General features: G+C 33.0%; 13 protein-coding genes. 9 read left to right on the top strand and 4 right to left on the bottom strand.

Translation table 11 applies throughout. The features are described from left to right. Positions 1 to 5: 5 nt before the first annotated feature. From hemA to ACR9ES_RS03885, 9 genes are all read left to right on the top strand, one after another. Complete coding sequence (hemA, locus tag ACR9ES_RS03925) at positions 6 to 1,277, top strand: glutamyl-tRNA reductase (RefSeq protein ID WP_435255623.1); 1,272 nt, start codon at positions 6 to 8, stop codon at positions 1,275 to 1,277. Continuing rightward, complete coding sequence (gene hemC, locus ACR9ES_RS03920; protein WP_435255181.1) at positions 1,261 to 2,847, top strand: hydroxymethylbilane synthase; 1,587 nt, start codon at positions 1,261 to 1,263, stop codon at positions 2,845 to 2,847. Before hemA ends, hemC begins: the two co-directional genes overlap by 17 nt. Positions 2,848 to 2,850: 3 nt before the next feature. Next, on the top strand, positions 2,851 to 3,816 hold the full coding sequence (gene hemB, locus ACR9ES_RS03915; RefSeq protein WP_435255180.1) for a porphobilinogen synthase: 966 nt from the start codon (positions 2,851 to 2,853) through the stop codon (positions 3,814 to 3,816). Positions 3,817 to 3,895: 79 nt separating this feature from the next. Continuing rightward, positions 3,896 to 5,188: a glutamate-1-semialdehyde 2,1-aminomutase gene (gene hemL / locus ACR9ES_RS03910; RefSeq protein ID WP_435255622.1), complete on the top strand. Its 1,293-nt coding sequence runs from the start codon at positions 3,896 to 3,898 to the stop codon at positions 5,186 to 5,188. A 70-nt stretch (positions 5,189 to 5,258) separates the two neighbouring features. Beyond that, on the top strand, positions 5,259 to 6,290 hold the full coding sequence (gene hemE / locus ACR9ES_RS03905) for a uroporphyrinogen decarboxylase (RefSeq protein ID WP_299008381.1): 1,032 nt from the start codon (positions 5,259 to 5,261) through the stop codon (positions 6,288 to 6,290). A 20-nt stretch (positions 6,291 to 6,310) separates the two neighbouring features. Next, positions 6,311 to 6,913 (top strand): TlpA family protein disulfide reductase, encoded by a 603-nt coding sequence (locus ACR9ES_RS03900; RefSeq protein WP_299001278.1) that lies wholly within the window; start codon positions 6,311 to 6,313, stop codon positions 6,911 to 6,913. A 71-nt stretch (positions 6,914 to 6,984) separates the two neighbouring features. Beyond that, positions 6,985 to 7,731, top strand: coding sequence for an EI24 domain-containing protein (locus ACR9ES_RS03895; RefSeq protein ID WP_435255179.1), 747 nt, complete (start codon positions 6,985 to 6,987; stop codon positions 7,729 to 7,731). 29 nt (positions 7,732 to 7,760) lie between these two features. Next, positions 7,761 to 8,663, top strand: coding sequence for an oxygen-dependent coproporphyrinogen oxidase (gene hemF / locus ACR9ES_RS03890; RefSeq protein WP_435255178.1), 903 nt, complete (start codon positions 7,761 to 7,763; stop codon positions 8,661 to 8,663). A 183-nt stretch (positions 8,664 to 8,846) separates the two neighbouring features. After that, complete coding sequence (locus tag ACR9ES_RS03885; protein ID WP_435255177.1) at positions 8,847 to 10,157, top strand: dihydrolipoamide acetyltransferase family protein; 1,311 nt, start codon at positions 8,847 to 8,849, stop codon at positions 10,155 to 10,157. A gap of 65 nt (positions 10,158 to 10,222) precedes the next feature. Here ACR9ES_RS03885 and ACR9ES_RS03880 read toward each other — a convergent pair whose 3' ends face one another. From ACR9ES_RS03880 to dapF, 4 genes are all read right to left on the bottom strand, one after another. Beyond that, positions 10,223 to 10,690: a peptidoglycan-binding protein LysM gene (locus ACR9ES_RS03880; RefSeq protein ID WP_435255176.1), complete on the bottom strand. Its 468-nt coding sequence runs from the start codon at positions 10,688 to 10,690 to the stop codon at positions 10,223 to 10,225. 318 nt (positions 10,691 to 11,008) lie between these two features. After that, complete coding sequence (gene mltG, locus ACR9ES_RS03875; RefSeq protein ID WP_299001272.1) at positions 11,009 to 12,037, bottom strand: endolytic transglycosylase MltG; 1,029 nt, start codon at positions 12,035 to 12,037, stop codon at positions 11,009 to 11,011. Then, positions 12,030 to 12,554 (bottom strand): GNAT family N-acetyltransferase, encoded by a 525-nt coding sequence (locus tag ACR9ES_RS03870; protein ID WP_435255175.1) that lies wholly within the window; start codon positions 12,552 to 12,554, stop codon positions 12,030 to 12,032. Before ACR9ES_RS03870 ends, mltG begins: the two co-directional genes overlap by 8 nt. Then, on the bottom strand, positions 12,554 to 13,330 hold the full coding sequence (gene dapF / locus ACR9ES_RS03865) for a diaminopimelate epimerase (protein WP_435255174.1): 777 nt from the start codon (positions 13,328 to 13,330) through the stop codon (positions 12,554 to 12,556). The genes ACR9ES_RS03870 and dapF overlap by 1 nt, the downstream gene beginning before the upstream one ends. Between the last annotated feature and the right edge of the window lie 80 nt (positions 13,331 to 13,410).

Below are 13,410 nucleotides of genomic sequence, written 5' to 3'. Positions count from 1 at the left end.
ACTCAATGACAGTAGAAAACAAACAACAAGGCAACTTATACAACATAGGCGTTAGTTATAAAAAAGCTGATGCTGCAATTAGGGGGAAGTTTAGCATTTCTAAGGAAAATCAGAAAGCACTTTTAAAAGAAGCAAAGCAAAACGGTGTAGACGGTATTTTTGTATTGTCAACTTGTAACAGAACAGAAATCTGTGGTTTTGCCGAACATCCTTTTCAGCTAATTAGTATGTTGTGTAAATATTCAAACGGAACTGTTGAAGAATTTGCAGACGTATCAAACGTATATAAAAACAAAGAAGCTATAAACCATTTATTCAGAATGGGAACTGGTTTAGATAGTCAGATTTTAGGAGACTATGAAATCGTAGGTCAGTTACGTCAAGCTTTTAAACAAGCAAAAAAGTTAGGAACCACTAATGCATATTTTGAGCGTTTATTAAATCATGTAATGCAAGCGAGCAAGCGTGTTAAGAACGAAACAAAATTAAGTTCAGGTACTACTTCAGTATCGTATGCTGCGGTACAATATATCATCAATAATTTACCAGATTACAATTCGAAAAATATTTTAGTTTTCGGATTAGGTAAAATGGGGAAACACACCTGTAAAAACTTAGCGGAATATACCCAAAACAAATCGGTAAGTTTAATTAATAGAACAGAAGAAAAAGTTTCGGAGTTTGTAAAAGAACATCCGTTAATTAGAAATGCTAAGTACGCTGATTTAACAGCTGAGGTACATAATACAGATGTGTTAATTGTCTCTACAGGAGCTAGTTTTCCAACAATCACGAAAGAACACATTCCTGCAGATAAAGAATTGTTGATTTTAGATTTATCGATGCCTGCGAATGTTTCCAAAGAAGTAGCTGAGTTAGAAAATGTAACTATTGTAAATGTTGATGACTTATCTAAAGTTACTGATGAAACTTTAGCAATTCGCCAACAAGAAGTTCCAGTTGCTGAAGCAATTATCGATACTCACAATCAAGAGTTTCAAGAGTGGTTAAATCACAGAAGATTTACACCAGCTATTACAGCGTTAAAAGAATCATTACAAACGATTCAGCAAGATGAAATAGCATTTCATAAAAAGAAAATTAAAAATTTTGATGAAGAACAAGCAGAGATATTAACATCAAGATTTATTCAAAAAATAACTACACAATTTGTAAAACACTTAAAAGACGAAGAAACTTCGGTAAATACAAGTATTGAAGTAATGGCTAAAGTGTTTGGGGCAAATTTACAAGCGATCCATGCAGAAGATAATTAGAATAGGTACACGTGATAGCCAATTGGCTATGTGGCAGGCAACAAAAGTTCAAAAACTTTTAGAAGAATTAGGACATGAAACTAAAATAATACCCGTTAAATCAGCGGGTGATTTAATTTTAGATAAACCCCTTTATGAGTTAGGAATCACTGGGATTTTTACTAGGAATTTAGATATTGCAATGTTAAATGATGATATTGATATTGCGGTGCATTCCATGAAAGATGTTCCTACAGTATTGCCAGAAGGTATTATACAAGCAGCGGTTTTAAAACGTGCTAATTATAACGATATTTTGTTGTTAAAAGACAATGAGGAATTTATGTCGCAACCAAATGGAGTAATTGCAACGGGTAGTTTACGAAGAAAAGCACAGTGGTTAAATCGCTACCCAACACATAAAGTAGAAGGTTTACGAGGAAACATTAACACACGTTTACAAAAATTAGAAGATAATAATTGGAATGGAGCTGTTTTTGCAGCTGCAGGATTAGAACGTGTAGGATTACGACCAAAAGGAGCAGTGAACTTAACATGGATGATTCCAGCTCCAGCTCAAGGAGCAATCATGGTTACTGCTTTAGATGAAAACAAAGAGATTAAAGAAATTTGTGCTGAGTTAAATGATAAGGATACCGAAATCTGTACGGGGATAGAGCGTGAGTTCTTAAATCGTTTAGAAGGAGGTTGTTCAGCACCTATCGGAGCTTTGGCTTTTATCAACGAAAAAGAAAATGAAATAAACTTCAAAGGAATTTTACTAAGTAGAGATGGTAAAAAGAAGATTGAAGTAAGTAAAAAAGTAAAAGTAGGTAAGCATAAATTTGTAGCAAAAGATTGCGCAAATTATGTGATAGATAAAGGAGGAAAGCTAATTATGATGGAAGATGAAGGGATTGAAAAGCAATTTTCAGTTTATTCAACCAAAAAATTATCAGAAGCACAAAAGAAATTATTACCAACAACTATGCATGTTGAGGATAGTGATTTTATTAAAATCCGTTTTAATAGAATTGCTCCTAAGGTAATTAAGAATGGAATAGAGAATGTAATTATCACCAGTAAAAACGGAGTAGAAGCACTTTTAAACTCTTTTACTTCAGAAGAATTACAGTTCAAAAATATTTACTGTGTTGGTCGAAGAACTAAAAAGTTAATCGAACAACGTATTGGTAAAGTAGCTCATTCAGAAAATAATGCTAAAAAATTATCTGAATACTTATCAAAAGAATTAAAAGGACAAGAAGTTACTTATTTCTGTAGCGATTTACGTTTAGATACACTTCCTATGCTTTTAAAAGCAAACGGAGTTACGGTAAATGAAGTAGAAGCTTATAAAACCATGTACAGTCCAACTAAGGTTGATGAGAAGGTAAATGGAGTATTATTCTACAGCCCATCAACAGTTGAAAGTTATATGGAGGAAAACGCTGCTGATAAAATTGCATTTTGTATTGGTGAAAGTACAGCAAATGAAGCTAAAAAGCATTTTAAAGAAGTACAAGTAGCAAAAATGCCAACGGTAGAAAGTGTGATAGAGTTAGTAAACCTTCACTTTGTTAAAAAATAAACTATGTTTAGAACTCGTAGACTAAGAAAAACAGAAAACATCCGTCGTTTAGTTAGAGAAAACAAACTATCGGTTGATGATTTTATATATCCATTATTTATTGAAGAAGGAACAGGTATTGAAACTGAAATTCCTTCAATGCCAGGAATCAATCGCTATTCGTTAGATACGATTTCTAAAGAATTAGATGAGGTTGTAGCATTAAAAATTCCAGCAGTTTTGTTATTTGGAATTCCATCTAAAAAAGATGATGAAGGTACCGAAACATGGAATGATAACGGAATTATGCAACAAGCTATCCGATTCATTAAAAAGAATTATCCGAGTTTATATGTAATTACCGATGTGTGTTTTTGTGAATACACCTCACATGGTCACTGCGGTGTAATACACGATAATGATGTAGATAACGATGCAACTCTAGTAAACTTAGCGAAGCAAACAGTATCGCATGCCAAAGCAGGAGCAGATATGGTAGCCCCATCAGGAATGATGGACGGTGCTATAGCTATGATGCGTGAAGCATTAGACAATACAGGTTTTGCGAACTTACCAATCATGGGATATTCTGTAAAATACGCTTCAGGATTCTATGGGCCTTTCAGAGAAGCAGTAGATTCAGCACCATCGTTTGGAGATAGAAGAACCTACCAAATGGATCCTTCTAATAGAGATGAAGGTTTACGTGAAGCAACTTTTGATGACGAAGAAGGAGCAGATATTTTAATGGTAAAACCAGCTTTATCGTATTTAGATATCATCAGAGATTTAAAAAATAATTTCGATAGACCAATTGCTTGCTATAATGTAAGCGGAGAGTATTCAATGATAAAAGCAGCTGCTGAAAAAGGTTGGATTGACGGTGAAAAAGTAATGATGGAAAGCTTATTGTCTATGAAAAGAGCAGGAGCAGATATTATCATTACGTACTTTGCTAAAGAAGCAGCGAGATTATTATTGAAAAGTTAAACTGTTTAATTGTAAAACTGTTACTTTGAGCGCAGTCGAAAAGTTTCTATTACACGATTAAACAAATACACAAATACACATTATGTTCAAAAAATCACAAGAATTATATAACAAAGGATTAGTGAACCTAGTAGGAGCGGTAAATTCACCAGTACGTGCATTTGCATCCGTAGGAGGGAATCCTTTATTTATAAAAAAAGCGAAAGGAAGTAAAATTATTGATGTTGATGATAATTCGTATATCGATTTAGTATTGTCTTATGGCCCAATGATTTTAGGACACCGTCATAAAAAAGTAGAAAAAGCTATTAGAAAAGCTTTGAAAAATGGGTATTCTTTTGGAGCATCAACAAAAGGTGAAATTAAATTAGCAAAAATTGTTTGTGATGCTTTCCCTGGAATGGACAAAGTTCGTTTTGTAAACTCTGGTACAGAGGCGGTATTAAGCGGAATTCGTTTAGCGAGAGCGTTTACAGGAAAAGATAAAATTATAAAGTTTGCAGGTTGTTATCACGGGCATCAAGATGCTTTATTAGTAGCTGCAGGTTCTGGTTTAGCTACGTTGAGTTTACCAGGTAGTAAAGGAGTACCAGAAGGGGCTGTAAAAAATACCTTGATTGCAAATTACAACGATTTAGAAAGTGTAAAAGCACATTTTGAAGCGCACGATGATATTGCAGGAGTTATTTTAGAACCTATTGCAGGAAACATGGGAGTAGTAACTCCACAAGATGACTTCTTAAAAGAATTAAAAGAGTACGTAAACTCAAAAGGAGCTTTATTAATTATTGATGAGGTAATGACAGGTTTCCGTTCTAAGTTTGGAGGAGCTCAAGAAGTGTTAGGTGTTGAAGCTGATATTACTTGTTTAGGAAAAGTAATTGGAGGAGGTTTTCCAGTAGGAGCCTATGGAGCACGTAATGAAATTATGGAAACAGTAGCTCCATTAGGAGGAATGTACCAAGCAGGAACTTTATCAGGAAATCCAATTGCCATGGCAGCAGGAATTTCAACTTTAACAGAATTAAAGAAACAAAATCCGTACGAAAAGTTTAACGAGATTGCTCAAATTATTGAGGTATTCTTATTGGAATCAGCTAAAAAGCATGGGGTAGAAATCACAGTTAACCGATTTGGTTCGATGATTAATCCGTTCTTTACCAATAAAAAAGTAACTAACTTTGAAGAAGCACAAACTTCAGATACGAAGAAATATGCTACTTTCTTTTGGGAAATGACTAGAAATGGTGTGTTTTTACCTCCAAGCCAGTTTGAAGCTTGGTTCTTATCATCAGCATTAACAGAAAAAGATATTCAAGAGATAGCTAATGCCATTGATAAGTCGATGGAAGCAGTAGGGAAAGTTAGTTAAAAGTTAAAAGTAATAAAGTTGTAAAGTAAACTTTTAAACCTTTAACTTTTCAACTTTTCAACAATGAATTATGATAAAAAACGATTTATTTTTAAGAGCTTTAAAAGGAGAAACAGTTGATCGTCCACCAGTATGGATGATGCGTCAAGCAGGAAGGTATTTGCCAGAGTTTATGGAAATTCGTGAAAAGTACGATTTCTTCACACGTTGTAGAACCCCAGAATTAGCTTCAGAAATTACAGTACAACCAATTCGTAGATACGGAATGGATGCTGCGATATTATTCTCAGATATTTTAGTAATTCCACAAGCAATGAATATTGAAGTGGAAATGAAACCTAACTTTGGACCTTATTTACCAAATCCTGTAAGAGATAAAAAAGGGTTAGATAACGTAATTATACCTGATATTCATGAAGAATTAGGGTATGTAATGGATGCTATTAAAGCAACCAAAGAAAAGCTGAATGAAGAGATACCATTAATAGGTTTTGCGGGCTCTCCATGGACAATTTTATGTTATGTTGTGCAAGGGCAAGGGTCTAAAAACTTCGACAAAGCAAAAGAATTTTGTTTCACCCAACCGGTTTTGGCACACGAATTGCTTCAGAAGATAACCGATACCACTATTGCGTATTTAAAAGAAAAAGTAAAGGCCGGTGTGAATGCTGTACAAGTTTTTGATTCTTGGGGAGGAATGTTATCTCCAACCGATTATCAGGAGTTTTCATGGCAATACATTAATCAAATAATAGAAGCATTAAAAGATGACGCTCCAGTTATCGCTTTTGGTAAAGGATGTTGGTTTGCCCTAGGTGAAATGGCACAATCAAACGCCTCAGCTTTAGGAGTAGATTGGACGTGTTCTGCAAAAAATGCTCGCTATTTAACAGGAGGAAATATTACTTTACAAGGTAACTTTGATCCTTCAAGATTGTTGTCTCCACCAGCTGAAATAAAAAAGATGGTACACCAAATGATTAATGAGTTTGGTAAAGACAAATATATTGTTAACTTGGGGCACGGAATTTTACCCAACATTCCGCTAGAAAATGCTAAGGCGTTTATTGATGCGGTTAAGGAGTATAAGGCCGATAGATAACCCCCTTTAAATAATTAAAAATGAAGAACTTATTTTTTGTTTTGATGTGTTTTTTAACTACTGTAAGTTTCGCTCAAAATAAAACGTATTACAATTTTGCTGTAAATAATTGTGTAGAAGAAAGTACCGAAGGTTTGATTGATAAGTGCATTAAAGGCTCTTATTTGTTAAATTATAACTTTACTACAATGGATAGCAAAACGGTAAGTACAGACAAAATTAACAAGCCAATTGTACTTATAGCTAACGCTACTTGGTCAGCTCCTAGTTGGGGAGATGTACCTGCCTTAAATGCTATGGTTGAAAAATATAATAACCAATTAGAGTTTATTATGATTTTTTGGGATAAGGAAGCTAAGGTTAAAAGAATGGCTGAGAAGTTAGATAAAAGAGTAAAATTAGTACCTGCCAGAGATATAGATAAAGTTGAAAAAGGATATTTAGACATCAGCGGGTTTGTTCATAGATTAGACTATCCTACAGTATACTTAATTAACAAAGAGAAGCAATTTGTTAATGTAAAAAGAGGTGCTGCTACGCCAACAAAAGAAGTTGGTTGGGATGAAGTAAACGAAATTAATACTAAGAATTTCGAAGACTTTTTAGCACCAATTTTAAAGTAGTTGAAATAACAATATTTTTTAAACCTCTTTCCTAATCGAAAGAGGTTTTTTATTTTCACACAAAAAAAGAAATGATACAAAATATTGTAAAAGGAATTCAAGCATACTTCGGAGCATTCGGACTAATATCTAAATTAAAGCTATGGAAATATTTCATCATACCAATGTTTATAAGCTTATTAACAGCAACATTTGTAGGTTTCATGGCTTATACCTTTTCAGATAATATTGGCCATTATGTAGCTAATTTTTGGAAATGGGAATTTGGTAAACAAACCTTTGAGGTAATTAGCACTTTTATAAGTGGATTGATAATAGTCGTAATAGGATTGATATTGTATAAACACATCGTAATGGCATTATCAGCTCCTTTTATGAGTCCAGTTTCAGAAAAAATAGAAGATTATCTTAGAGGTGAAGATCATACTCATAGAATAACTTCTTTTCAAGAACAATTAATTAGAGGTATACGAATAAACCTAAGAAATTTAACAAGAGAATTGTTGTTAACCATTCCTATTCTATTATTAGGGTTTATTCCTGTTATAGGTATTATTTCAACCGTATTATTGTTCTTGATGCAAGCATATTATGCAGGTTTTGGAAATATGGATTATACTTTAGAACGTCATTTTAAGTATCGAGAAAGTATTAATTTTGTAAAAGAAAATAAAGGATTAGCGATAGGAAACGGAATAGTATTCATGCTTTTTTTATTAATCCCTATAATCGGAGTCATCCTTGTATTGCCATTATCAGTTACTGCAGCAACTACTGAAACTATTAAGAAAATACAGCTTAAAAAATTACCAGAATAAGTACTTTTGCACTTCAATAGAATCAACACATGAAAGAACAATTTTACGCCTATATCCAACAATTACAAGACACGATCACTTCAAAATTAGAAGAAGTAGATGGTAAAGCGAAGTTTCAAGAAGATTTATGGGATCGTGCTGAAGGTGGTGGAGGTAGAACACGTGTGATTGAAAATGGAGACATTTTTGAAAAAGGAGGCGTAAATATTTCAGCAGTACACGGTGAATTACCAGAGGTGTTAAGAAAGCAATTTGGAGTAGAAAGCGGAGATTTCTTTGCCTGCGGATTGAGTTTGGTAATTCATCCTAAGAATCCGTTTGTACCAACAGTGCATGCTAATTGGCGCTATTTTGAAATGTATGATGGAGAAGGAAATATTGTTACTCAGTGGTTTGGAGGTGGACAAGATTTAACTCCGTATTATTTATTTGAAGAAGATGCAGTGCATTTTCATTCGGTTTGTAAAGAAGCTTGCGACCGTCATAATGACGGTTTTTATAAAAAATATAAAGAAACCTGTGATAATTATTTTTGGAATGCACACAGAAATGAAGCCCGTGGTTTAGGAGGTTTGTTCTTTGACTATTTAAAAGAAACAGAAGAATTTTCAATTCAGGATCGTTATGATTTTGTGACTGAAGTAGGAAATAGCTTTTTAAACTCGTATGTACCTATTGTAGAGAGAAGAAAAGACATACAGTATACCCAAGAGCATAAAGATTGGCAAGAAGTTCGTCGTGGTCGTTATGTAGAGTTTAATTTGGTACACGATAGAGGAACATTATTTGGATTGAAAACTAACGGACGTATTGAAAGTATTTTAATGAGTTTGCCACCTACGGTACAATGGAAATACAATCATCATCCAGAAGAAGGTTCAGAAGAAGCGAAATTATTAGAGGTATTAGCAAAACCTAAAAATTGGGTATAGCATTACGAAAAGCATAATTTTAAGACAGAAAATCAATGTTTAAAAATGGTAAATGTTGTTTTTAGTCTTTTTTTTTGAAAATAATTCAAAAATAAAAATTATATAAAATGATTTTTTCATTGTTAAAATGATGAAAAATCATTGCTTTTTAGTAACTTCGCAAGCGTTAAAAATATATACACTATGGCTAGATACGAATTGAAGTTGCCTAAAATGGGCGAAAGTGTTGCAGAAGCAACGATTACTTCTTGGGTAAAAGAAGTTGGAGAAACTATTGATATAGATGATACCGTTGTAGAAGTAGCTACTGATAAAGTAGATAGCGAAGTGCCTAGTGAAGTTGAAGGAACCTTAGTTGAAATCTTATTTGAAAAAGATGCTGTTGTGCAGGTAGGGCAAACAATTGCTATTATCGAAACTGAAGGCGGAGAAGGAGTAACTACAGAAGCTCCGAAGAAAGAAGAAGTACAACCAGCAGCTGTTGAAGCGGTAGAAAAAACAGTTGAAGCAGCAAAAGAAACTGTTGCTACATCAATTGATACTTCTTCTAGCGATCGTTTTTACTCACCATTAGTAAAAAGCATTGCGCAAACAGAAGGAATTTCTGTTGAAGAATTAGATTCTATTTCAGGAACAGGAAAAGAAGGTAGAGTTACCAAAAATGATATTTTATCATATTTAGAAAATAGAGGAAGTCAACCAAGAGTAGCTGAAAAACCTGTTGCAGCTCCAACAAAAGCAGCTCCAGCTGAAAAAGTAGTATCAACACCAATTACCTTAGGAGGGCAAGATCAAGTAATTGAAATGAGTCGTATGGGTAAATTGATAGCGAAGCACATGGTTGATTCGATACAAACATCGGCGCATGTTCAGTCTTTTATTGAAATAGATGTTACCAATATTGTAAACTGGAGAAATAAAGTTAAAGATGCTTATTTTAAGAGAGAAGGAGAGAAGTTAACCTTTACTCCAATCTTTATGCAAGCGGTAGCGCAAACAATTAAAAAGCACCCATTAATTAACATTTCTGTTGATGGAGATAAAATCATCCAAAGAGGAAATATTAATTTAGGAATGGCAGCTGCTTTACCTGATGGAAATTTAATTGTTCCTGTGATTAAAAATGCAGATCAATTAAGTTTAGTAGGAATGACTAAACAAGTAAATGATTTAGCAAACAGATCGAGAGCTAATAAATTAAAGCCAGACGAAATTCAAGGAGGAACTTATACGGTAACAAACGTTGGAAGTTTTGGTTCAATTATGGGAACTCCAATTATCAACCAACCACAAGTAGCAATTTTAGCTTTAGGAGCTATTAGAAAAATGCCTTCGGTTGTTGAAACACCAGAAGGAGATTTCATCGGAATCCGTCATAAAATGATTGTATCACATTCTTACGATCACAGAGTAGTGAACGGAGCATTAGGTGGTATGTTTATCAAAACATTTAAAGAAATTTTAGAATCTTGGAATGTCAACCAAGACTTTTAATAAAAGCATAGAAAAACAAAAAAGCTCACTGAAAAGTGAGCTTTTTTGTTTTTTAGTTAAGTTAGTTAAACAACGGGCTTTTTAGTTGCTTCGATATTAGAAACATCATAATCAGCAAACTTTTTCAAATACGATTCTATTGATGTTCCAAAAGCATCGTTAAATTGAATAGCTCCGTTTGATCGTAAAAACTTTTTTACGTTACCAGCACCACTTAAATGGGCTGCAGCTAAAATACCTGATTCAGTTATCTTTATTCCGTTAATGGTTTTGCCAACGCTTCTTTTAATATCCTTACGTAAAATCCATTTGTTTAGCTTACAGTAAGCTACAAATGTACGTTCTTGTAATTCAGGAGTTTTTAAGAAGTAATCGGTGTTGTAAATTCGGAATCTTTTTAAAGTTTCTTTACCAAATTGGTATTTCCCTAAGTAGCCAAGCTCATTAATAACTCTGTATCTCCCTTGAGATTCTTTAAAAGCTAGAGCTTCTTTAAATCCAACAAAATCATTTGATAAAAAAGGAACATTCACTTTTTCGATTTTGTTCGCTGGAACTGGGGTGGTAACAGCTTTTTCGTGTTTAGTTGTAACCTCTGTGAAACTAGTTAAGAATCCAAATGTTACAATGACTAATACTAAATGTCTGATAATTATATACTTTCTGTTTAGCCAGGCAAAGATACGGTAATTTTTTACAACAGATTATAAATCAATAAATTACCATTATTTAACTGTTAAGAATAAGGGTGTTTTCTGGTGTTTTATTTAGTTAGAATATAAAAAAAAGAGGGTTTTATTATCTTTTTGATAATCTTTTATTAAAATTAGTAAAAATAAATTTTTGTTAATTTATCTTCTTATTCCTTGTTGATTTATCCATTGTTGGTATTTCGCAGCATTTCTGTTGTGTTGTGCTAAAGAATTCGCAAATTCATGAAAACCAATCTTATCTACACTTGCACACATATAATAATAGTTGTGCTTTTGATGGTTTAAAACAGCATCAATAGATGAAATATCAGGCATTGCAATTAAAGTAGGAGGTAGTCCTGTGTTCTTGTAGGTATTGTAAGGAGAGTCTATTACTAAATCTTTATTCAAAACTCTTTTTACTACAAAATCTTGTCCTTTTATTTCTCTGATAGCATAAATAACTGTAGGGTCAGCTTGTAAAGGCCAGTTGTCTTTTAATCTATTCAAGTATAAACCAGCAACAATAGGACGCTCAATTTTTTGAGCTGTTTCTTTTTGAACAATAGAAGCTAATGTGATAACTTCTTCTTTTGAAAGATTTAGTTTTTTAGCTTTTTCTAATCTAGCAGGAGTCCAAAAACGATTGTATTCGCGTAGCATTTTATCACGGAAGTTTTCTGCAGAAGTATTCCAGTAAAACTCATAGCTATTCGGAATATACATTCCTAAAGCTGATTTTTCTGTAAACTTATTAGTTGATAAAAAGTTAGTATCAATCATTGCTTGTAATAAAGCAGTAGAATCAGCTTCAATTTGTTCGGAAATTCTTCCTGCTAATTTTTCTAAAGTATCTTGATTGTTGAACGATAAAGTGATTGGAGTTTGATTTCCGCTACGTAAAAGATTTACCACATCGTTCATACTCATACCTTTTTTTAACAAGTATTTTCCGCCTTTAGGTTGGGTGAATTTTTTCTTTTCTGCAACCCAAACAAAATTTTCGGGATGTTTTACAAATTCGGTAAGTTGTTTTTGAACATCTATAAAAGAAGCATTTGAACCAATAAAAACAGCACCATCTTTGGTAACTGCTTTTCCAAATATTTTTTGATAATAGTTAAAGCCAATAATTCCGCCAATTAAAAAAATAACAGCAATGCTTCCTAAAATAATTTTCTTATTCATTGATTAATTGAAATAGTAGTTCGTTTTTATATGTTCCTTTGTGGTATGTCCAATCTTTTTTTATACCAATTTGTGTAAAGTTGTGTTTTTGAAAAAGATGTAAACTGTTATGGTTATCATCTGTAATATTTGCATACAATTGATGTAATTGTAAATGCGTAAAACAATACTTTATTAATAATTGTAAAGCTTCTGAAGCAAGTCCTTTGTGTTGAGAATCAGGGTGGACTAAAATTCCAATTCCAGCTCTTTTATGTTGAGGATTAAAATCAAACAAATCAATCATTCCAACAGGCTCACCAGTAGATTTCTCTTCAATTACTAAACGTAATTGCTTCGCTTCGTATATATCTAAATGTGAATTTTCTAAATATTGTTTCAATAAAAATTTAGAAAACGGAGCTAGTGTGTGGCTAACTTCCCAAAACAGTTCGTTGTTTTCCATTTGAAATAAAAACTCTAAATCTTCAGGTTCTAAAGCTCTTAAGTTGATATATGTTCCTGTTAACGTATGCACTAAATGTTTATTTTACCTTCAAATACAAATGTAGCAGGTCCTGTTAAAAATACATTAGTATAAGTGCTGTTTTTTTCTTCAAAAGAAACTTTTAATTCTCCTCCTTCTACAGGTAGAGTAATAGAAGTATTAGTAGTTTTTTTAGTAGCATGCATAGCGATAGCAACAGCGGTAACACCTGTTCCGCAAGCTAAAGTTTCGTCTTCAACACCACGCTCGTAGGTACGAACTCTGAAAGTATTAGAGTTAACTTGCTCTACAAAATTCACATTACTTCCTTCAGTACCGTAAATTTCATTTCTGATTCTTCTTCCGTTTGAAAAAACATCATATTCAGAGAGGTCATTTACTAATTGTACATGATGAGGAGAACCTGTGTTGGTAAAAACATAATTGTCAAATATTTTTACATCCTCAATATCTATCATTTGAAGAGATACGATGTCATTAGCAATAGATGCATGATGAAGTCCATCAATAGCGATGAAAGTTGTGTTGGTTTCAAAAAGCCCTAGTTTATGGGCAAAAGCAACAATACATCGTCCGCCATTACCACACATGGTACTTTCGTTACCGTCAGAATTATAGTATACCATTTTAAAATCGGTATCAGTATCTTCTTCGAGTAAGATTAAACCATCAGCACCAATTCCAAAATTTCTATTACACAATTTTGCAATAATGTCAGTTTTATTTTTTGGAAAGGTTTTTGAACGATTATCTACCATAATAAAATCGTTCCCTGTTCCTTGATATTTATAAAATTCTAAATCCATAATAGTAAACAAAGATACATATTTTATCAAGGAGAGCAGACTGTTAAATAGCGGTTAAAGTCCGTTAAATAGAAGTTAAA

Origin of the sequence: Tenacibaculum sp. A30, assembly GCF_051200845.1 — a bacterium.
In the GTDB taxonomy this organism is placed as follows: domain Bacteria; phylum Bacteroidota; class Bacteroidia; order Flavobacteriales; family Flavobacteriaceae; genus Polaribacter.
The sequence above is the reverse complement of the archived record's forward strand: the minus strand, read 5'-3'. Positions and strand labels throughout refer to the sequence as shown.

What these genes read in the sequence shown, in the direction of transcription:
- hemA (WP_435255623.1), top strand. Translation starts at nt 6, where the DNA reads ATGACAGTAGAAAACAAACAACAAGGCAACTTATACAACATAGGCGTT.
- hemC (WP_435255181.1), top strand. Translation starts at nt 1,261, where the DNA reads ATGCAGAAGATAATTAGAATAGGTACACGTGATAGCCAATTGGCTATG.
- hemB (WP_435255180.1), top strand. Translation starts at nt 2,851, where the DNA reads ATGTTTAGAACTCGTAGACTAAGAAAAACAGAAAACATCCGTCGTTTA.
- hemE (WP_299008381.1), top strand. Translation starts at nt 5,259, where the DNA reads ATGATAAAAAACGATTTATTTTTAAGAGCTTTAAAAGGAGAAACAGTT.
- ACR9ES_RS03900 (WP_299001278.1), top strand. Translation starts at nt 6,311, where the DNA reads ATGAAGAACTTATTTTTTGTTTTGATGTGTTTTTTAACTACTGTAAGT.
- ACR9ES_RS03895 (WP_435255179.1), top strand. Translation starts at nt 6,985, where the DNA reads ATGATACAAAATATTGTAAAAGGAATTCAAGCATACTTCGGAGCATTC.
- hemF (WP_435255178.1), top strand. Translation starts at nt 7,761, where the DNA reads ATGAAAGAACAATTTTACGCCTATATCCAACAATTACAAGACACGATC.
- ACR9ES_RS03885 (WP_435255177.1), top strand. Translation starts at nt 8,847, where the DNA reads ATGGCTAGATACGAATTGAAGTTGCCTAAAATGGGCGAAAGTGTTGCA.
- mltG (WP_299001272.1), bottom strand. Translation starts at nt 12,037, where the DNA reads ATGAATAAGAAAATTATTTTAGGAAGCATTGCTGTTATTTTTTTAATT.
- dapF (WP_435255174.1), bottom strand. Translation starts at nt 13,330, where the DNA reads ATGGATTTAGAATTTTATAAATATCAAGGAACAGGGAACGATTTTATT.